We start from the raw sequence: 20,114 nt of genomic DNA, 5'->3' as shown, positions 1-20,114 counted from the left end.
TTTAGTGCCCGAATAGATTAATAGTTCTTAGACTTTATAGGATGAGCGCTCATATGAATCTTTAGGATTGAGTAATAAAGATTTTAGTGTTAGCGACCACCACCGCCACCATGGCCAACATGACCTTGAGCGACATGCTCTTCGAGACTTTTAGTGTACTTACTACTCGTGCCACTGCTCATGCACGCAGTAAGGACTAAACAACACGCCAAAACCATCCAATGACTTTGTTTCATGATAATTTCTATCCTTGATTTTAAAGGAAATAATTACAATATAGACTCTTTGGTATGGATAAGTCAAAACAAAGTGTTCTATGCTTTGACGAACAATTAGCTAGGAATAACCTTTGAGAAGCTCAATTAAAATGTCTTGATGTGTCCTCAAAAAAACCTAAAAAAATTTACGTGCAAAAGAAAACTTTGTCCCTTTGTTTTGAATTAATTGAATGATAGTTGAATTGTTTTTAGCTCACTTTTTTCGTATCCTAAACCGATTCAAAATTTGAGTTAGTTTTTTGAAATATTAAACTAATTAATTGACACGTATCACATCCATTTCGTCATCCCAACAAAGAACCATCGCTGACGATCCTAACCAACATTTAGGGTACCTCTACTTATATTTAATGCCTGTCTTAAAAAGACAATCATGATATCATTCTATTTACTGATTAAAATAAATAGCATACAAAATATAACTATAAGAAACTATTTTAAAACCTATTGGTTTTCTTGGAGACGAAAATATTGTGAAGAAATTTGCCATCACCCTAATGAGCTTGATATTCATTAACTCATATTATCCTACTGCTTTCTCCGAAAAACCTAATCAACGCATGATGAACAATCAATCGACACATTCTTTGAAATCAAAAAATACCTTGCAATTATCTATTCAAGAGATAATGGATAAAAAGGACAAGAAACTGGTATTAATCAAATTAATTGACACCAAAAGCAATAAACCAATCACCTTAAACGATCTTATTGAAGCACATACACAAAAGATTCATTTGTTGATTATCGATGATACACTTCTTGACTACAGTCATGTCCATCCAGTCGAAACAACGATACCAGGCATCTATCAATTTGAATGGCAGCCTACGCTTAAGAGTGCCTCCTATCGAGCATGGGCTGATCTTATACCGACTAATACAAAAACCCAAGAATATGTAGTTGCTGATTTACCTTACCCAAAGACAAAAAAGAAATTGGAAAATCCTATTCATCGACAACCATTATTTGAAAGTAGTGTTGATGGCTACCATTTTAAATTGTCTTTTGATAAAACACCATTGCACGTCGGTCAAGCAGTCATGGGCAAAATTGACATCACCGATGCAAAGGAAAACCCAGTTCATACCCTAGAACCCATTATGGGTGCTTATGCCCACATCGTTGGTTTTAATGAGGACTTTAAAACAGTAACTCATGTTCATCCAATGGGCAAGGAACCTACAAATAATACGGAACGAGGAGGACCTGAATTGCTATTTCATATAAAACCTAACAAAGTAGGATTTATTAAAATGTTCGCCCAAGTGCAAATCGATGGGAAAACACTGTTTGTTCCGTTTGGAGTCACAGTAAATTCATAAAGATCTTTGATGGATTGTGAATTCACAGGGGTTAGGCCTAGCATAATGATTTATCCTGTTTGCCATTCGTCTGTATGAACGCTACGGTTTGATTGAGACACCACAACGAGCCCCGAATGGCTATCGCCAATATCTAGAAGACGTCGTTGATTGCCTTCAACTTTGCCAAACTCAGATTGCATTAAAAGCGATCTTAATATTCAAATATAACATGATCCATCCACTCTCCATGTGGGTCATTAGAAATACCAAGCAACCAAGAAGCAGCAACAACCAACTCTTTGGACAGAACTAAAGCCTCTTCAGGTCCTGGGCTTCTCGTACCCTGCTCCCAATTCCCAATCCTGGCAGCGCCAAATCCTGTTCTCTCTGCCAATATCTTAATCGTCAACCCATTTGCTTTTCTAGCCTGCGTAATCCTACTACCTATAATTTTTTTCATGTTCATTTAGGTTCATTTGATATCAAACGGAAATAGCCCATTGACACTAAAAAGTGCTTATTTACAATGGGTTATCAACAACACGTTTCGTGTTATTGATTGATACTAAATGAAATTATTTGATATTGCAAACACTGAATTTGGAACAGTGTTTTTAGATGGATGAATAAGAAAATGGGATTTTTGTTTGTTACTACTAACGAATTATCCGCACTGATGGGATTGCCTTATATCCAGCAATCGACCTACTTGCTGGGGATTCGACCTTATATGGATAGGGAAACCTTTCTGGTTGGGGTTAAACGAAAAATCAGTTATCAGCAACTCGCTGAGGCTTTATATATTGAGCCTCATCAAGGCTTTCAACAATCCGGTAGTCCTAGTCGTCAACAATTGCGAAGAATCATCTATGCGCTGGAGAGAGCTGGTTTAATCAAGATTGAGTCCATAGGCATGAACCTGATTGTAAAATGCCTTTTAGCTGATACGGATATTTCTGTCCAAAATAAACCCGACACAAACCCGACACAGCAACCCGACACAAACCCGAACATCAAAAAGAATTACAAATCATCAAGTTACGATGATTTTTCTAAAAAATCCAACACAGTTGAAAACACAAAACCCGACACACCTCATAACTCAGAAAATTTGTGTGTGTATGTGCGCGCCCAATTTCAAAAATTTTGGGAACTTTATCCACAGAAGCAAGATGAGACCAGGGCATTCCAGGAGTTTTATAAACTCAAGCCCGATGAAACGCTGTTTAGACAGATGATGGATGCTCTGCAAGAACAAATTGAAAACCGTTTAGACATGGAGCTCTGTGGCGAGTGGGTTCCTAAATGGAAGTTTCCAGCCAATTGGCTAGCCCAACAATGCTGGAATGATGAACTTTTACCCATAAGAAAACAGGAGCAAGGCCATGCAAACATTCAAACAAGTTATAGAAAAAAATCAGCCGCAGATATTCTCGCTGAATCCTGCAAAGAATCCAGCTTCAGCATCAACTTTGAAGATAAACCCCAAACAGGAAACAACGTCCTCCACTTCAATTCAACAAGAAGCGTATGACAAACGGGTTGATACTTTGTTCTTAAGATTTAATGCCATTTATGGTGCCTTATGGCTTTCTGCCTATAACAATGAAAAAGCCCTTGAAGCTGCCAAGCTGGAATGGGCTGACAGCATCAAAGAATTTGATAGCCAGGTCTTAACCTTTGCGGTGGAAAAAATAAAAAGAACGCAACAACGCCCTCCCGTTATTCCTGTCTTTGTAGAACTTTGCATCAGCATTCAAAAAAGTATTAAGGCAAGAGAAGAAGCTCTGCGGGCTAAACCCGAAAACCATAAAAGAACCGACCCACAAATCGTTAAATCCCACATCAAAGAGATGATGGAAAAGCTAACCAGTCCCTCAGTTAAGGAGAAAAAATCATGCTGATCCTAGACCGCAAAATTGGTGAAGAAATCTATATCAATAAAGGCAAAATCAAAATCACTGTTCTTTATGAAAAAAATGGCCTGATAGGAATTGGTGTCAGAGCACCCAGCGAAATCGATATCGATCGCAAAGAAGTCTTTATCCGCAAATACATTCAAAAATTAGACCAAGAAAACAAGTCAAATCAAGGATAGGGATAGTTATGTTGAGAACAACCATTATTGGCCTTTTAGCCCTAAGCAGCCTGCAAATACAAGCTGCTAATATCACCCAGGTTGGACGTTATGCTACCGTGAATAATCAACCCCTGGCAGCACAGATAAATCCGCTTAAAACAGTCCAGCAGATTCATTTCCCAAGCTCAGTTCAAACGATAGGTGAAGCGGTTGAGTATTGGCTTCGTTATTCAGGTTACCATCTTGCTCCCCAGGATAAGCAAAACGAAAGCCTTAAACAAATCTTCCAACAACCCCTACCCCAAGTCACCAGAAACCTTGGTCCTTTAACTATAGCCGACGGGCTCACGGTATTGGTTGGGAAAACCCTGTTTAGCCTCAAGCAGGATGACCTCTTAAGAGAAATCAATTTCAGTCTTAATGCAAGGAGAGCACAATGAAGAAATTTCTGGATGCCAAATGGCTTGGCCTGGTTGTTTTAAATGTTCTGGTGATTGTGTTTGTGTGTGTAAAACACCAATCTTCATCCATCAATAATAACAATCTGAATGGTCTGGAACAAAAACTTATAACTATTCAATCGCAATTAAATAAACCTAACCAACAACCCGATCTTTCCCCTATTACTGACAATATCAAACAGCTTGGGGATTTCATCCAACAAATGCAAAACAAAGACGACCATCAATTAGGTGATCTTTTTTCAACCGAACAAGCTGCTATTAAAAACCAGCTCGATGGCATTAAAGAATTGCTGAAGCATTTAGATAGCCAAAAGCAGCCTATTAAAATGCTGCCAGCAAGCGAACTTCCTTTTAGAGTTTTAAGCATAGACAGCGTACAGGAAATTTCAGTCGCATCGGTTGCTTACGATTATAAAACCCAAGCCCTAGAGAAAGGGGATTCCCTAGCCGGATGGAAAATCCTAGATATCAATTTTGCCAAGCAAACTATCGAATTTGAGAACGCAGATAAAGCCCATGTTCTGATGCATTTGACTCAACAAGAGGTGGGCAATGAATAAATTGTCTACCATCACTCTATGCCTGTTATTAGGCCAGCAAGCCATCGCAGGTTTGTATATCCCTGGCATTGCCACCTCACCCATGCAACAAGCCGACAATGCCCTAGCAAAAGCAGGTCTTACTGAGTTTCATGATGAAGTGATCGAAGAAAAGGATTTCCTACTGAATGATGTTCAAAAGCAAGAAGCTAAAATCTGGGGATTGAATGAAAAAGAAGAAAAACGCTATCTGCAATTAATGCAAAGCAGAAGCGGTGTGTATTATAAAGACTTGCGCATGACACCGATTGATATTCTTGGACTTAACGCCAGAGATGATGCGGAACGTGAACATTTTGCAAGCCTTGCTGCTCGCCAGGAAGCACAAAAAGTGGCGCAAAATATCGCTTGGAACAATGCTTTTTATAAGGCCTATAACGAACTATTTAAAGACGTACCCGTGGTTGGCGATTTTGATCCCTCCCCTTACTCACCCTATGCTCATCAACCTATTCAATTAAAAGAGGGTGAAACACTCTATTTATTTATAAAACCTGACGATGCGGTTACCACCATTGTACTGCAACTGATTGACGCGATTAACCGCACTCCCAATACAAAACTTAACCTGCTGTTTCTGGATATGAACAATAACGCCATACAACTGTGGGCGAATCGACATCAAATCCCCATTCAATTAGTGACCAATCAGCAAATCACGCTAACCCCTGGCAACCAACAATTTGAAGGCTTAGCACTTGCCAAGAAACAAACCCCATTACTGTTAATAGCCAATGGTAAAACCTCGCAAGTTGTCGATTTAGGAAGATTTTAATGATTAGGATTCTACTTTTACTGTCGGTCGCGTTGAATGTTCATAGCATGAACGTCATTCCTTTAACCCTGTCACAAAGTGATACGTCATTAAAATTAAATTTGTCCAGCCCAATAGGCGTACCAGCCAAAAGCAAAGCTACCGCAGGCAAAGTCAGCCGCAAAACATTGGATACCACTTTATTAAACATGCCTTTGTTTGTCATAGGTGCAGATAAAGCATCGATTCAATGGTTGGAACAGCATCAAGAAGAATTAAAATTCATGCAAGCCACAGGATTCATTACCAACGTCAATGACTTTGAAACCATTGTCGCTTTGCAAGAAAAATTCAAACTACCGTTACTGCCCGTTAATGTTGATCCCTTGCTTGCATACCTTCACGAACAACATTACCCCTTAATCATTGCTGAGGGGGCTTTATGGCAGTAAAACAATATTCAAGACAAATGACCATGCAGTTAACCATAGTACTATTTTTAGGTTGGTTGGCGATTATTATCTGGGCGTTAAGTCAATGGCTGTTGCATGGCTACTCCTTTGCTTTTGAAAAAGTGAATATCCTTGTAAACACACAAAGAGAGGCCATCACCCCTGTTTATCAAGGCTCATTGCTGGTAGTACTTCCTTTAAATGCCAAACCAGATTGGGTATTTACCATTCCTTATTTCAACAAATTGGCCATCAATGATCTTGCCAAGGATTTAATCGAAAAATCACAGCAATTCGTGCAGATCCTTTTATTAAGCAGCCAGTGCCTTTTAATAAAACTCATTATCCTATTCGCTGCCATGCCCTTATTTGCTTTGACCATGATTGCAGGTCTGGTTGACGGTCTAAATCAAAGAGCGATACGCACTGCTTGTTTAGGTCGTGAATCCTCTTACGTGTTCCACAGGCTTAATCACTATTTGAAAAAAGGACTGGTGATTTTACTCATACTGTGGCTTGCCCTGCCCGTTAGCATCACCCCTGCTTATGTCTTTGTGCCTGTCAGTTTGTTGATGGGATTAATGGTAGCCATGACGGCCAGCCGCTTTAAGAAATACTTATAGGGAGAAACCATGAAACGAATACTATGCCTCACCTTAATGATAATAAGCCTGCAATGCTCTGCGAATAACCCTGATTTGAATGAAACGCTGGTACGTATCATTAATCAGATTAACGCCATCATGCCTTTGCTTGATGAAGCGCAAACACAGATAACACCAAATGCCCGTATCCAATTGCAAATCGAAGGATTTGAAGATCTCCAAGGCCAGCATCACTCCGGATTGAGAGAAGACTTGCTAAACATTCGAAACGGCCTGATTGACTACATCAACCAGCCCATCATTGCCCCTCGAAAAATTAAACCATTAGAAATGGATTTTGTGAGGAAACCCTAATGAGTAAAGACGAAATAGCGAGAATGTTTGCTTCAACATTCAAACAAGCCAGCAACAACATCTCAGCCCAAGTCTTTTCCAGCAGTATCCGTTTTATTGCCATAAGCCTGGTGATTTTAGCGGTGATGTGGTGCGTCAACCACATGATGGGAACCGAGGAAAAACAGCAACAAGGATACTTGCTGAATTTCGGCTCTCGAATGGTCAGGCTTGTCATTGGCCTGATGATTTTCATTTTAGTGTTATTCGTTAAGGAGACAACATGAAAACAACGCTTCGCACGCTCTACCTGGGAGCTGTCAATCTTTTTTACGCCCCTGTGTTATTGGCAGATAACTGGTTCCCTAAAATTTCTGATGCGGACAACATTGGTGACGGTTCCAAAAGCATGATGTCGGTAACAGGCAATTACGTCAAACAGGGTCTTGGCTTATTGCTGTTCATTACCGCAGTCGTGACCTTTATCAAGTTCATTACCACGGTGCAACACGGTATTGAAGAATCCAAAAAGAACGAAGGTTCCATGGTGGCCTTCGGTACTTTTGCCGTAATGGGAATCACCTATTTAGCCATTAGCATCGCTTCTGGTTATGTGGGTTATACCATGATTACCAAGTTCAAAATATAGGAGGTGAAATTATGAGTCAGCCTTCTTCGCGCCATCTATCACATGACTTCCCAGCCTGGAAAGGCTTAAGTCTGCGTGAATTATTTTGGATTGTCATCACTACAACACCAGTAACCACCTTGTTTTTTATCCTTTTAGGAACAATGGCAGGGTATCCACTGGCCGCTGGCTGCATCGGTTTTGTGATTGGATTCATCCTCTCCATTACCGTGTGGCCAAAAGGAGTCGCCCGTATCAAAGCAGGCAAACCTTATGGTTATGTGATGAAGAAAACCATTCTATGGATGGTGCGATTAAGGCTCAAACACTCGCCCTGGATTCATTATCAAGGACAGTGGCAAAAGAATAAATCTGTTGGAGAGCCTCATGTTTGAATATTGGAAAAAAATCGACAACCTACAACACCATAACCGTTTATTACTGGCTTTTATCGGCCTGTTATCAGTCATCGTTTTGGCCTTAATCATTAACCTCATGACCATGCCCAAACGCTATGAGTTTTGGCTAAGCCCTAATATGGCAGCCAATGGCGGCTTAATGAAAGCAAACGATATCCCTAATGAATATGTACAAGGATTTGTGTCCTCATTAATGCCAACGCTATATACCTGGTCTAATAAAGGCAAAGAAGAATTTAACCAAAACATCAAAGCCTTTCACTATTATTTTACCACTCGTCATGAACAATTACTTAGAGACACGCTGGGTGCTTATAAAAACGCGCAGCTCTTTGACCGTAGCCAAGTAGCCAGTCTTTATCGTTTCATGGAACCCCAAGATATTAGAAAAATTGCTCCTGATACTTGGGAGGTGAAATTAATCCTGCGCATTACTCAAAGACTGAAAGACAACAGCGGCATGGTGATTGCTGACAAAGTAGTAGCCTATCACCTGCGTGTAGTCAAACTCAATTTGTCTCGTTTACACAACCCTTTCCAACTCGCTCTCGATGGCTATACCCGTCCTGAAGAACGTTTACAAGATTTATTGGTCGACACGGAGGAATCCCATGAAACGCATTAAACACATTTTATTAATGCTTGGCTTTATGCTCACGCAAGTGAGCTACGCCCTGCAAAGCGAACATCTGGTTTGGGAAAAAGTCCCTTTAACGATTGAATTACCTATCAATAAAGAAAGGCTGGTTCAATTTCCCCAGGCCATTAAAATCATTGATCAACAGCTCAGTACCAACCTCGATATTCTAAAAGTTAAAGGCAGTTTGTATTTAAAGGCCAAAGACACTTTCAACGATGCACGTTTGATTGTCCAGCTCTTACCCGAAGGTGAAGTGATCATACTGAACCTTAAAGCCAATGAGAAAGCCGTCAATACCACGCCTATTGAAATCCTGATTGATGATCCCAAAACCACTCATCAGTCAGGTGCAAGCCAATACGAATATAACGCCATCCAGCTTACCCGATTTGCTATTCAAGCCTTGTATTCGCCTGAACGCGTCAGAAATATTCCAGAGGGTATTTATCGCTCGCCCATGCAAACCAACAAAACCATTCCCTTATTTTATGGTGCAAGCATTGAAGCGCACCCTCTGGCTTCATGGCGTGGCGGTAGTCTCTATGTCACTGCGGTCGATTTGAAAAACCTGTTGAATCAACCCGTGAAACTGCAATTTTCAAAACTCATGGGACATTGGCAAACCGCAAGTTTCTATCCCAAAGGGGAATTGCCTCCACGAAATCAACATGAAAGCACCACCGTCTTTTTGGTTTCAGATCAACCCTTTGCCACAGCACTTACTCAACATGCGAGGTACAGCCGATGAACAAAAATAAAGGCATTAAAATCTTAGCTGGATCGGTGGTGTTCGCAGTCGTCATGATTCTTATCAATAGCCGTCATACTACGTCTGCTCATGATGATACGCCTAATCCCAACAATTTTCATGAAGCCATTACCAGCCAATTCAACGACAACATCCGTGATGTGTCCGCAAGACTTCTGGAAACAGAAAAGAAACTGGAACAAATGCATAAGGAGAATAAATCGCTGCAAAAGCAATTAAAGCAACCGCTACAAGAAGCGAGCCATACGCTACAAGATGAATTGCAAACGCTGAAAGAAAAGCTCTCAGCCCTTACTGATCATCAAACTCAATCATACCCCATGGAGGGCAATCAAGCTCCTGTATCTTGCCAAATCAAAGATCTGGATGGATTACTGGATAAAGCTCCTATTGAGGGTAAAGTCTTTGCAGAACAAGACACCTCAACCAAAGAAGAAGCCCCAACCAAAACGCCCTTCTATACCATTCCAGCAGGCAGTGATTTCAGTAAAGTCACGCTGTTATCTGCCTTGATGGGTGAAGTACCTGTTGAAGGCAAACTGATGCAGCCCTTGTTTCCCTTTACCGCAATGGTCAGCCGTGGAGACTTAATGACAGCCAATGGGATGCAATTGCCGGAAGAAATTATCGGTATGAAAATCAGTGGTTACTCCATTGGCGTAGGTTCTTTTCTCGATAACATCAGCTGCGTTCGCGCGTATGTCACTGCCGCTTTATTTGTCTTTGAGGATGGGCATTTTGTCAGTATCGGCCAAGAGCAAATGAAAAGCTCTGCGGAGATGGTGAACAATGACAGCATTGGTTATCTGACTACTCAATTCGGCAATCCTTGCATCAAAGGACAGTACATCACTAATGCCCCCAGAGTTTTAGCCGCTTTCATGGCTGCTGGCGGTATTCAGGGGGCTGGCAATGCTTTATCCAAATGGCAAATGAGTTATCAAGCCGAAGGTGGTTCTGCGATTGCCACGCCTACGGGTGATTTAGCACATTTTGCAGCTGGCGGTGCTATTAACGAGGGCAGCCAAAAAATTACTGATTGGCTTGAGAAAAGAATACAAGGCAGCTTCGATATGGTTTTTGTTCCTGCCAGCATCCGCAGTCACTCAGGTTTTATACCAAACCAATTCAGTCTTCATTTCAGTCAAACAATAGCAATTGATAAAGAACACCAAGGGAGGGTATTAGATTATGGTTACCATCAACAAAAGAACTTTGACAATGCTTTGCGCTAGTCTGGCTTTGAGCGCTTGTTCAACCGCCAATATATCGCAAAGCGCCATTCCTGAGCAGGGATTAACAGTCAGTCAGCTTTATCAACAAAGCATGCAACAGCCTATACAAAAGGCTGTTGTTCAACAGGTACGGTTTGAGGATTCAGGCGAAGAATTTAAGCAGCTGCCGAATTCCGAAGTGCCTATCCATATTTTTGCTCATGTGGCTCAGCTTGGCGATGAACAAATCATCAAACCAGCCTATACCACACGCTTTTTTCTTTATAAGCAAAATCAATATGCCCTGGCATCAGAGTTGTATTAAGGAGGTGTGATGAAACGATTATCTAACTGGTTGCTTGGGGAAATGAATCCCCAGGCTATCAAAGAACAAATGATTAAAAAGCAATATGCCAATCCGTTGCCCTCTTTTGCTGACAGACTGGCTATTGTTGATTTCAACGAACAAGAACAGGTGTTTTTATTTGCCGATGGAAAAAGTTTGGGATCAGGGTTTGAGCTAGGAGATATCCAAGCCGAAGCTGCCTCCCCCGAATACTTGCAAGCCGTCTTTAATAAAATCCGCGATACCTTTGCAACGGTGGTTCCCCTCCATGCAATAGACCCTTGGGTTATGCAAATGTTTGTTCAAGACGAATATTGCCTTGATCCAGTTATCGACCATATTAAAGCCCAAATTCCACAACAGTTTATTGACAGCCCATTAACGCAAGATTACTTACAACGCCTGCACGATCTCTACAATAAAATGACCAGGCCAGAAGGTTTATTTCTCGATCCTAAAACAGATGCGCCCTATCGAGGACGAAGACGACGAATCAGAGTGTTATTTTATAGGCAACTACATCAAACCACTTTAACCAGAGAACAAATTCTTCTCGAACATCAAGAAGTCATCAGCCAGATTGAAACCAAACTACGCTCACCAGGTTTAGAAATCAAACGCCTTAAAGGTCAGGATTATTATCAGTGGTGGATACGCTGGTTTAATCCGAAATCAGCCGATGAGATCTTGGAACAATATCCCTACCCTAATCCCATGCCCGCAGGTTTTAATCTGACGCAAAATATATTCTTTTCCCCGCCTGAGAGCGATGAGCAAGGATTTATTTTTGAAGGCCGAAAACAAAGAATCCTGTATGTTGATGGCTTAAAAGAAGCACCCATTATTGGTTTAGTCTCCCGAGAAAGACAACAAGCCAATCCGAAACACCGCTATGCGCTTTTGGATACCTTGCCAGAAGGAAGTATCTACACCATTCAAGTCGTCTTTAGCCATGATGAAAATCTGGATTATCATCTCACACGATTAGAAAAGGGAATTGTGGGAACCAGCTTAAAACCACAGGAAGTAAGAGATGATATAAAAACTGCCCGAAATGAATTAAGCACTGGCAATCGTCTGTTCTGGGTTAATCAGGCTGTTTTTTATCAAGCAGAGGATGAACAACAAGCACAAGTCATAGAAAAAAACCTGCATACCATTTTCAACGACGCCAAGATGCCATTAATTCATTCCAGCTATGATATTCACCCTTTAAATTCCTGGCTCAATGCGTTGCCGTTTAATTTCGATCCTCACTATGCCCGTAAGTACTTATGTTTTGATCGTCTGATGTTTGCTACAGAACTTGCTGCCTTGCTTCCAGTCTATGGCCGAAACCAAGGTGCAAGGCATTTACCCTGCTTTCCCTTTTTCAACCGCTTAGGCGAACCCGTTTTCTTTGACTTACTACACCATGATTTTATTAGTCAAAATTCGCATTGCGCGATTTTCGCCAACTCTGGTGGTGGTAAGTCAGTTTTAACAGGTTGGATGATTCAATCACTACTCGCCATGAAAAACGCCCGTGTAGTACTTTTTGAAATGGGAAACTCGTTTGATCGGATGCTCGTTCATGCCAAAGCTCATGGTAAAAAAACCAAGCAGTTATTATTAAGCAATAAAAAAGAGGAAGCTGTTCCATTAAATCCATTTTGTGAAGCGTATAAAGCAATTCCAGAAATAACAGATAATTTAAGCGCAGAACAAGCTGCTTTAATAGCTCAAAAAATCATGGATCTTAAAGATCCTGCTCACTCAGAAGATTTAGCTTGTGGTGATGGTTCTCGTGCATATCTTGCAGAGCTTGCCTTGGCTTTGCGTACCATGATTACGGAAGCCAATGCCATGGAAGAAGAACAATTTACCCTGGCTGATGAAACGCTGCTAATCGAAGTATTAATTGATGCCATTCTAACTTCATTTAACGATGGCATACCACAAATGCTGACTGAGCATATTGTGAGTGCATTTCAACGGCGATTGGATAAAGAAACGGTATCTCGCAAGAAAGACCGAATTCTGGATATGCACGACCGATTAAACAGTTATGTCATTAACAGCGCAAAATCACGCTTCTTTAATGTGCCAACAGAACCTTTAGGTGATTTTGATATCTTTCATATTGATATTTCTGCCATTAAAGATGACACCGGAAAACTGGCTTTGGTTATGGTTTCTTTGTTGCCAAGAATACTGGCCATGGCAGAGGCTACTCAAAACGACAATAGGCCAACCTTTCTTTTTATTGATGAATCCCATCTGCAATTTCAAATTCCTTCTGTGGTAACGGTGTGCCTATTAGTGGCCAAAGTAGCCAGAAAGCTCGGGCTTTGGCTGGTTGCAATTACCCAAAACGTCACCGACATGAATTCTGAAAAGGCTGCAAAGATTTTATCGCTAATTGAAACCTGGATTTTGTTGGGGCTGGATGAAAAAGAAATCACTGATGTGAAACGCTTTAAATCCTTAACACCGCAACAGGAAACCTTAATCAGAGATATTGATTCGCAAAAAGGTTTGTATGCAGAAGCAGTTTTATTAGGCTCACGCTATCAGGGATTGTTTCGCGTCATTCCACCTCGCTACCTGCTTGCCTTATTAATGACTGAGAAATCAGAAAAAGCACAACGCCACCTCCTGGAGAAAGAACATGATGTCCTGGTCGCCGCTGAAATCATGGCTAAGAAACTCGAACAACCAAAGGCAACTACTCATAACAGGGCTTATTTTTATGACTAACACTGCCCTTGCTTTAGAAAGCACAAGCCCACCTCATCCTGTGAATACCTTCACAATCGCTACACGGGTTTTGCAAAAACTGTTTCAAAACAGTCATTACAAAGTCATTGGTTCTTGCACTTGGACGGTGGGACGTTTACCGCCAAGACTTGAAGTCACTCCTGCGGTTGAACAGTTTTTACCTGATTTAGTGATTACCGTCAGCAATAAACCAGAAGAAAATCCCTGGCTTGAAGCTCGAACGCTTTATGAAAATAAAGCAGCAAGAACGATGTACCAACAAGCCTATAAAGCTGCGACTGGTTCAGCGTTAGGATTTGGCAATGACAGCGGTCAAACCACAGATCTTCACATCAATGATGAGCGGACGCGCATTGTTGATGTGATCGGCAGCCCTGCTGCATTTTACCGTATCCCTTATCTATCACACAGGCCGGAAACTGGTTTTGGCGTTCCTTATTATCTGGCCGAAGCTGATGCAGTCATGGATAGAACAGAAGCAGCTGAATTGTTATATATGGGAACGCATCCTCATCTGTTAATTAATCATGAAATTGGCACATTAACACAACATTGGGGTTCTGAAATTCCCAGGTTGATGCGCGTAACACAACCTTATAACTACAGAGCTTCAGTTGTTGCAGCCATGCACGCCGTAGATATTGTCACCAATAAAAATCCTTTGCATGTCACCAAGTCAACCAATAATTCCTGCGGTAAAAATTGTGTGGTGGCTAATGCCATTTACGACCCACAAAACAATAAAGTCATCTGGCAGGAAATCTATCCTTTAAATCGCAATATCCACCCAGGCGATGCACAGGATTTCGGCATTGAAGACGAAAAAGCCGGAAATGGCAATTACGTGTTTGTCCTTTGGCGCAAATATCGCGGCTGTATTCAGAACAAAGGCAAACTCGTGAACTTTCTCACTTTCCCAAAAGTTGGACAACCTCAAAAACGATAGGACATCAACATGAATAAATATCTATTATTAACCTTACTTATTCCGCACCTAACCCATGCCGGAAACTTTATGCCCAGCCAATCAGATTACTATTATGAATTAGGAGGAACCTCCAATTTATTTATACCACCTGTTAATAAAGATCAAACGCTGGTTATTGGTGCAGATATTGATGGCCGTATGGGATTCTCTTGTAGCGGTTTTAATCCTGTCGTATCCATTACCAATACCTTTCAGGATTTAAAAAAATCAGCGTTAAATATCCCTGGTGGTGTCATTGATAACTTAAAAGGTTCAGTCGCAGGATTCCCTCTTTATAAGCTGCAACAGTCCATGCCTGCTTTATACAATGTTCTACAAAACGCTGCATCCAGTGCACAAAACGAATTTACCCTCAAGGTTAAAGATTGTCAGGAAGTCAAACAAGCACTGGAACAAAACCAATCTCCAATGGAAGGCATATTATCAGTATCCGATAGTCAAGGATGGCTTGATGCTGCCAAACGAGCTAAAAAGGAAAACGTCGATGTGACCGAAACATCAAAAAGCATCGCTCAAAAGCGAGATGAATATGGTCTACCCTGGATAGGCAGCAATAAAGGCAATGCGGGCGGTAAGTTTCAACGCCCCATTAAGGTAATTAATGATGTAGTCATTGCGGGCTACAACATTCTTTTAGAGAGAAAACCTTTAGATTCTTTGGAAAAACCAAGCACCAAAATTCCTATGGTACAAAGCTGGCCAACACCTACCGATGCTGCTAATTGGGCAGTTAAGGTTCTTGGCGATATCCAGGTCAGCAGCAGTGAAAACAAACAAAGCCATGATGCTAAAGCAGGGATTGGTTTATCAGCTTTATTGCAAAGCTGCGCGAACGCCAATACCTGTAGCCAGAACATTGCCAAGGCCTTATGGAATTTAGTCAATGGTACTTGGACGCTTACTGAAGAAAATCTGAGTAAAGTCAGTGCCTCCAATTTACTGATTACTGATGAAGTCATTACTACTATTCAGCACCTGCCCCGTGAAGAACAAATGCTTACTATCTCAAAACTGGCAGAAGAAATCGCTGTTCAAAATATGCTGGATAAAGCCTTAATGATGCGCCGCATCTTACAAGCAGGATTACAAGTGCAAGAAGTACAGAATTTAAAACCTGCTATGAATATGGTCTTGTTTGCCCTGAAAAAACTAGACGATGACATTCATTCTTTGTCCTTTGAAAACGATGTCCGCAAAAAAATGATGACTGAGACTTTGGGAACCATCATGGACATTCGCCATCAAGCCCAAAGCCAAAATATGCCAGGCCAGGATCACGAACAGCCTGCTGTTAAAAACGGCGCAATCTACGTTAAAGAAAATAAAGGAGCTTAATCATGATTGTCTTTAATCCTTTATCTCTCTATACCACCTATCTAGGCTGGCAACAGTATGAGGTTCTATTCAACGCCCTGTGGCAAACAGGGCTGTTGTATCTTGGCTTTTTGGCCATTGGTTATCGCTTTCTTAAAAATGTGCTCAATCCAGCTGGCGCGTTCTATGCGGTTGAACATGCTTTAAATAATTTTCTTTATGAATTGGCAATAACTTTCCTGATATGCAGCTTATTTGTCTATCCTTGTGTACCGTTGGAAACCAAAGCCCTACAATTTAAACCCTTATGCGGACTGAAAAACCCAACGACTGCGGTCATTGGCGACAGCGGCACAACTTATGATGAAGCCTTTGCAGATCTACTGACTAACCAGGTCAAAATTCCTATAGGCTTTGCCATCATCCAGAATTTTATATCGAGCTTTACCTATAGCCTTATGAAGGTGACGGGTTGCACAGATAGTTTGCAATCCATTCAAGGAGATTTGGTATCAACCTATCTCCCCCAGAGCGTTCGCAAGCAGGCATTGGATTTTCATAGACAATGTTTTATTGAAGCCAGAACTCAATTCAATAGTGAAAAGCATGAAGCCAGTGAATTAGACCCTATGCTCAAACGCTATGGCGGTGAAGATGACTTAAACTGGATGGGTTCTAAAATCCTGCAAAAAATGTATTACAGCAAACTTCATGCTCGCCAACCCGTGCCAGGATTTACCTTTCATCAAGCCCCTAATCGTAATCTTGAAAAGGCAGCTAATCGTGGCGATATCCCACCCGAACGATTGCCAGAAGATGGTTATCCCAGCTGTCAGCAATGGTGGAACAAAATCAAAACTGACCTGGTTGAAGTCTCTAATCAGGCCAGTGTTTTTAATAAACACTTAAATTACTACGCCATGCTTGATAGGGTTCGCCAATATAAAGTGAAACACCCAAAAGCCTGGAAAGCAGACATCAGCGCAGAAGATTTTATTGCGAAAATGCTCTTGCAAGAAAGCAAAGACATGCAGACCAGTTCTGTGCAAAACCTCATGGATAATAACAATGGAAAGGTCGCATCTGCCATTACCCATAGCCTGGTCAATGTCGGACAATGGACAAAATCATGGACATCCACCCCATTAAAAAGAGAAGCAATCATGCAAACATTGCCCGTCATGCAGGCGTTTTTCATATTCTTTTTAATCATTCTCACTCCAATGGTTTTGTCTTTAAGCTGCTACAGCACCAGAGCATTAGGCAGTTTATGCGCCTTATTTATCATGGCTATTTTTCTTCAGTACCTCTGGCATTTAGTAGGATTTCTAGAACGCTCTGTGCTTGATCCATTAGGTGAAAACGATGCGATTTCTGCCATGAAGAATATGGCTGTGATGTTTTACTTTGTTGCACCTGTTTTATTGTTGAGATTATCAAGTCATTTTGGCGGTGACGCTGGGGCGGGTCTTATGGATTTGGTCAATGGTGCAGATAGGCAAAGCGAAAGCATGGCGCAATCCGGTATGCAGGTAGCCAAGACAGGAGTAAAAATTATTTCAAAAGGAATTCAATGAATATGTTAAAGCACATCTTTACGTTCAAAGGCTTCATTGTATTCACGAATAGTGATCAAGCCATTATCAAGCTTATCTTGAGCCTCATAAACAGACATGTAGCATTTGGCAGGTTTATCCTCTGCCACTCCAACAATGGCATCAAGAACAACTGCCAACAACCGAAATACCTTTCTCATTTGGAGCTATCCCTATGATTAAACATTATATCCGTTCATCCATTATAGTATTAATTCAAACCGTTTTACCAATCATTGCCTTATTAGCAATTGCGCCCTGGTTCATTAATAGCAATCTACTGACTCGCTGGCAAAGCACCTTCACTACCATTCAACCATTATTTCTTGGTCTGCATGGAGTACTCTATTTATCCCTTGTCTTATTATGGCCAAGGCTAATTTTACGCCTACAGAATCAACACCAAATAACCACAGAGCAGCTGAACACCGCTTTAAAAACTCGGTGGTATCTGCTGGGTATTTTTGTATTTATTGATATTTTGATGATTGGAGGCAAACTATGAGCAATTACCCCATTAATAACCTATTAAGAGAACCAACAGAAGCCTGGTCAGCCATTACCTGTTTGTCTCTAGCCTTGCTGGCATATACTCAACCGCATTTGTTTTTACTAACACAAACTATGGGATTATACGCTGCGCTCGCATTGTTAATCCCTGGAATTTATAGAGCCTGGCAAGCAATTAAAGTAAAACGCTATCACCGAAGATTATTAGCCATGCCCACTTATGCCCTATCCACCACAGAAATACCTTTATCCAAAAACTGGTTGTTCTTGGGCAAAGGCTTTCGCTGGCGACCAAGCCACACTCAAAAGCTGCATCAAATTAAACAGGTCAAAAATGAAAAGTTCATGCAACGAAGCTCTTGCTACCAACTTGCCAGAAGATTCTGCCAAAATCATGAACATACAAAGCTAGCCAAATGGTTAAATACAAATTCTAAACTAAACCCTTTTCGACCTGATCCACCTGTTGGCGGTAGTCCATTCTTGCATGGTGTAGGCGAAGAAGATAAACCTGTATACATCCCTCAAGATGTACGTGTCGGTCATACCTTCGTAGTCGGTACAACCAGAGTAGGAAAAACACGGTTGGCCAGTATTCTAATTAACCAAGACATCCGAAATGGGGATGCGGTTATCGTTGTAGATCCAAAAGGCGATCAAGACCTGGTTAGAGACATGATGGCAGCCTGTAAAGTATCAGGCCGAACAGAAGACTTCAAAATCGTACACTTAGGCTTTCCAGAACAATCTGCACAATACAACCCCTTAAAAAATTTCGACCAAATCAGTGAGGTTGCAACACGTATCACCGATGCAATCTCCGCAGAGGGAGAAGGAAAACAGTTCGCAGCCTTCGCCTGGAAATACGTCAATATCGTGGCTATATGCCTAGAAGAAATGAATCAACCCCTTACCTACCAAACAATAGCCTTCTATATCAGCCGACTAGAACAATTATTAATGTCCTATGCTGATAAGATTCTTCCTAACCACTACCCAAATTACCATCAAGAGATAGATGAAATCATCGATGAGCATGATAGTAAAATAGGCAAAAATAATAAGACAAAATCCCCTATGGAACGCCACCAAGCAGTCATTCAATATGTCAAAGACCACATCAATAAAACGATCAAAAACAACAATGCTGAAGCTCTGCACGATCAAATACTAATCGACCTCTACGATGCAGCCATTATGGATAAACACTATTACGACAAAATCACCGCCAGTGTCGGTCCTGTACTGTCTGAAATCAATAAAAGTAATGCCTCAAAAATCCTATCGTCAAAAGCTCAACCAGGTGAAATTGAATTGATGGATGTAATTAAAAATAAGAAAGTTCTTTATATCGGCTTAGATAGCCTAACCAATCCCAATATTGCCCAAGCAGTAGGAAAAGCCTTTTTGTCTGATCTGGTGTCTACAGCTGGTAAAATCTATAAAGAACCCAACGCACGATATACTTTAAATCTGCATTGTGATGAGTTGTCAGAGATTATCCAGGACTCTTTTGTGAAGATTCTCAATAAAGCAGGTGGTGCTGGGTTTCAAGTCACCGCTTATGCTCAGACTATTCAGGATATGGAAGTTGCACTCGGCTCCAGGGCTAAAGCAGAAGTATCCGAAGGAAATTTTAATACCCTGATTATGCTTCGTATTAAAAATGAAGAAACAGCCAATTTACTGGTTAAAGTGCTACCTCAAGTTGGTGTTGTTGGACATACGCAGGTTTCTATGGTTAACGATACACCTCATGGGGACGATGGGGTTTATTTTAATACGACTAATGAGGATCGGGTTCAAACTTCTTCTGTACCAATGATTGGGGTAGATGATATTATTTCTTTGCCAAAAGGACAGGCATTTATTCTAATTAATGGAGGCGAACTGTTTAAAATTAGAATTCCATTGCCCAATAATACACAGTATTTAACATCAAAATCCCCCATCTCTTTGCAAGCAAATGCCATATGAACCTACCCTCATTATTAATCAATTTTTTATACATAACTTGTTGCATTTTTTGATCATTTTTGTCAATATGAGATCTCATGAT

Annotated in this window: 27 protein-coding genes; 23 read left to right on the top strand and 4 right to left on the bottom strand. The window is 41.0% G+C overall.

All coding sequences use genetic code 11. The annotated features are described in order from the left end of the window. Nucleotides 1-89: 89 nt before the first annotated feature. The gene (locus Lgra_RS18025; protein ID WP_016356828.1) at nt 90-236 is read right to left on the bottom strand and encodes a hypothetical protein; all 147 of its coding nucleotides are present in this window, start codon (nt 234-236) and stop codon (nt 90-92) included. Nucleotides 237-751: 515 nt separating this feature from the next. Here Lgra_RS18025 and Lgra_RS15295 point away from each other — a divergent pair. Then, entirely contained in the window at nt 752-1,603 is an 852-nt protein-coding gene (locus Lgra_RS15295) for a hypothetical protein (protein ID WP_014843645.1), read from the top strand. A gap of 50 nt (nt 1,604-1,653) precedes the next feature. Here the strand turns inward: Lgra_RS15295 and Lgra_RS18490 are convergent, their stop codons facing one another. Together Lgra_RS18490 and Lgra_RS15290 are read right to left on the bottom strand one after the other, a co-directional pair. Further along, nucleotides 1,654-1,785: a hypothetical protein gene (locus Lgra_RS18490; protein ID WP_256388347.1), complete on the bottom strand. Its 132-nt coding sequence runs from the start codon at nt 1,783-1,785 to the stop codon at nt 1,654-1,656. An 11-nt stretch (nt 1,786-1,796) separates the two neighbouring features. After that, nucleotides 1,797-2,051 (bottom strand): helix-turn-helix domain-containing protein, encoded by a 255-nt coding sequence (locus Lgra_RS15290; protein WP_011215153.1) that lies wholly within the window; start codon nt 2,049-2,051, stop codon nt 1,797-1,799. A 168-nt stretch (nt 2,052-2,219) separates the two neighbouring features. On the opposite strand from Lgra_RS15290, the gene Lgra_RS15285 reads away from it, so the two are divergent. Genes Lgra_RS15285 through Lgra_RS15190 form a run of 20 tightly spaced genes read left to right on the top strand, consistent with a single transcriptional unit; the run spans nt 2,220 to nt 17,527 of the window. Then, nucleotides 2,220-3,119 carry a hypothetical protein gene (locus Lgra_RS15285; RefSeq protein ID WP_014843644.1) on the top strand — a complete coding sequence of 300 codons (900 nt, stop codon included), beginning with the start codon at nt 2,220-2,222 and terminating at the stop codon, nt 3,117-3,119. After that, nucleotides 3,058-3,489: a hypothetical protein gene (locus Lgra_RS15280; protein WP_223381092.1), complete on the top strand. Its 432-nt coding sequence runs from the start codon at nt 3,058-3,060 to the stop codon at nt 3,487-3,489. Before Lgra_RS15285 ends, Lgra_RS15280 begins: the two co-directional genes overlap by 62 nt. Continuing rightward, entirely contained in the window at nt 3,483-3,683 is a 201-nt protein-coding gene (locus Lgra_RS15275; RefSeq protein ID WP_010946738.1) for a carbon storage regulator, read from the top strand. Before Lgra_RS15280 ends, Lgra_RS15275 begins: the two co-directional genes overlap by 7 nt. 8 nt (nt 3,684-3,691) lie before the next feature. After that, entirely contained in the window at nt 3,692-4,105 is a 414-nt protein-coding gene (gene pilL2 / locus Lgra_RS15270; RefSeq protein ID WP_010946737.1) for a PFGI-1 class ICE element type IV pilus protein PilL2, read from the top strand. After that, a complete protein-coding gene (locus Lgra_RS15265; protein WP_010946736.1) occupies nt 4,102-4,689 on the top strand; it encodes a hypothetical protein in 588 nt (195 codons plus the stop codon). The genes pilL2 and Lgra_RS15265 overlap by 4 nt, the downstream gene beginning before the upstream one ends. Then, complete coding sequence (locus tag Lgra_RS15260; protein ID WP_014843643.1) at nt 4,682-5,503, top strand: TIGR03759 family integrating conjugative element protein; 822 nt, start codon at nt 4,682-4,684, stop codon at nt 5,501-5,503. Before Lgra_RS15265 ends, Lgra_RS15260 begins: the two co-directional genes overlap by 8 nt. Next, on the top strand, nt 5,503-5,934 hold the full coding sequence (locus Lgra_RS15255) for an integrating conjugative element protein (RefSeq protein WP_014843642.1): 432 nt from the start codon (nt 5,503-5,505) through the stop codon (nt 5,932-5,934). Before Lgra_RS15260 ends, Lgra_RS15255 begins: the two co-directional genes overlap by 1 nt. Continuing rightward, entirely contained in the window at nt 5,925-6,557 is a 633-nt protein-coding gene (locus tag Lgra_RS15250; protein ID WP_027219597.1) for an IncC plasmid conjugative DNA transfer DtrJ family protein, read from the top strand. The genes Lgra_RS15255 and Lgra_RS15250 overlap by 10 nt, the downstream gene beginning before the upstream one ends. 9 nt (nt 6,558-6,566) lie before the next feature. Beyond that, nucleotides 6,567-6,893 (top strand): RAQPRD family integrative conjugative element protein, encoded by a 327-nt coding sequence (locus tag Lgra_RS15245; protein ID WP_016356826.1) that lies wholly within the window; start codon nt 6,567-6,569, stop codon nt 6,891-6,893. Continuing rightward, nucleotides 6,893-7,159 carry a hypothetical protein gene (locus tag Lgra_RS15240; protein ID WP_011215143.1) on the top strand — a complete coding sequence of 89 codons (267 nt, stop codon included), beginning with the start codon at nt 6,893-6,895 and terminating at the stop codon, nt 7,157-7,159. Before Lgra_RS15245 ends, Lgra_RS15240 begins: the two co-directional genes overlap by 1 nt. Continuing rightward, nucleotides 7,156-7,521: a hypothetical protein gene (locus tag Lgra_RS15235; RefSeq protein ID WP_011213425.1), complete on the top strand. Its 366-nt coding sequence runs from the start codon at nt 7,156-7,158 to the stop codon at nt 7,519-7,521. The genes Lgra_RS15240 and Lgra_RS15235 overlap by 4 nt, the downstream gene beginning before the upstream one ends. An 11-nt stretch (nt 7,522-7,532) precedes the next feature. After that, the gene (locus tag Lgra_RS15230; protein WP_016356825.1) at nt 7,533-7,895 is read left to right on the top strand and encodes a TIGR03750 family conjugal transfer protein; all 363 of its coding nucleotides are present in this window, start codon (nt 7,533-7,535) and stop codon (nt 7,893-7,895) included. Beyond that, nucleotides 7,888-8,544 carry a TIGR03746 family integrating conjugative element protein gene (locus Lgra_RS15225; protein ID WP_027219598.1) on the top strand — a complete coding sequence of 219 codons (657 nt, stop codon included), beginning with the start codon at nt 7,888-7,890 and terminating at the stop codon, nt 8,542-8,544. Before Lgra_RS15230 ends, Lgra_RS15225 begins: the two co-directional genes overlap by 8 nt. Continuing rightward, nucleotides 8,531-9,307, top strand: a complete 777-nt coding sequence (locus tag Lgra_RS15220; protein ID WP_027219599.1) for a TIGR03749 family integrating conjugative element protein — start codon at nt 8,531-8,533, stop codon at nt 9,305-9,307. The genes Lgra_RS15225 and Lgra_RS15220 overlap by 14 nt, the downstream gene beginning before the upstream one ends. Next, entirely contained in the window at nt 9,304-10,563 is a 1,260-nt protein-coding gene (locus Lgra_RS15215; protein WP_027219600.1) for a TIGR03752 family integrating conjugative element protein, read from the top strand. Before Lgra_RS15220 ends, Lgra_RS15215 begins: the two co-directional genes overlap by 4 nt. Beyond that, a complete protein-coding gene (locus Lgra_RS15210) occupies nt 10,520-10,867 on the top strand; it encodes a TIGR03751 family conjugal transfer lipoprotein (protein ID WP_027219601.1) in 348 nt (115 codons plus the stop codon). The genes Lgra_RS15215 and Lgra_RS15210 overlap by 44 nt, the downstream gene beginning before the upstream one ends. Nucleotides 10,868-10,876: 9 nt before the next feature. After that, on the top strand, nt 10,877-13,627 hold the full coding sequence (locus Lgra_RS15205) for a conjugative transfer ATPase (protein WP_027219602.1): 2,751 nt from the start codon (nt 10,877-10,879) through the stop codon (nt 13,625-13,627). After that, on the top strand, nt 13,620-14,594 hold the full coding sequence (locus tag Lgra_RS15200) for a TIGR03756 family integrating conjugative element protein (protein WP_011946083.1): 975 nt from the start codon (nt 13,620-13,622) through the stop codon (nt 14,592-14,594). The genes Lgra_RS15205 and Lgra_RS15200 overlap by 8 nt, the downstream gene beginning before the upstream one ends. A 9-nt stretch (nt 14,595-14,603) precedes the next feature. Beyond that, on the top strand, nt 14,604-15,971 hold the full coding sequence (locus Lgra_RS15195; RefSeq protein WP_027219603.1) for an integrating conjugative element protein: 1,368 nt from the start codon (nt 14,604-14,606) through the stop codon (nt 15,969-15,971). 2 nt (nt 15,972-15,973) lie between these two features. After that, complete coding sequence (locus tag Lgra_RS15190; protein WP_027219604.1) at nt 15,974-17,527, top strand: conjugal transfer protein TraG N-terminal domain-containing protein; 1,554 nt, start codon at nt 15,974-15,976, stop codon at nt 17,525-17,527. A gap of 5 nt (nt 17,528-17,532) precedes the next feature. Here Lgra_RS15190 and Lgra_RS18020 read toward each other — a convergent pair whose 3' ends face one another. Beyond that, nucleotides 17,533-17,706, bottom strand: a complete 174-nt coding sequence (locus Lgra_RS18020; protein ID WP_010946719.1) for a hypothetical protein — start codon at nt 17,704-17,706, stop codon at nt 17,533-17,535. 14 nt (nt 17,707-17,720) lie between these two features. Between Lgra_RS18020 and Lgra_RS15185 the strand changes: the two genes are divergently transcribed. Next, nucleotides 17,721-18,050, top strand: coding sequence for a hypothetical protein (locus Lgra_RS15185; RefSeq protein WP_027219605.1), 330 nt, complete (start codon nt 17,721-17,723; stop codon nt 18,048-18,050). Next, the gene (gene traD, locus Lgra_RS15180) at nt 18,047-20,032 is read left to right on the top strand and encodes a type IV conjugative transfer system coupling protein TraD (RefSeq protein WP_027219606.1); all 1,986 of its coding nucleotides are present in this window, start codon (nt 18,047-18,049) and stop codon (nt 20,030-20,032) included. Before Lgra_RS15185 ends, traD begins: the two co-directional genes overlap by 4 nt. Nucleotides 20,033-20,114: the final 82 nt, after the last annotated feature.

It is taken from the genome of Legionella gratiana (genome assembly GCF_001467695.1).
Classification (GTDB): Bacteria; Pseudomonadota; Gammaproteobacteria; order Legionellales; family Legionellaceae; genus Legionella; species Legionella gratiana.
The sequence above is the reverse complement of the archived record's forward strand: the minus strand, read 5'-3'. Positions and strand labels throughout refer to the sequence as shown.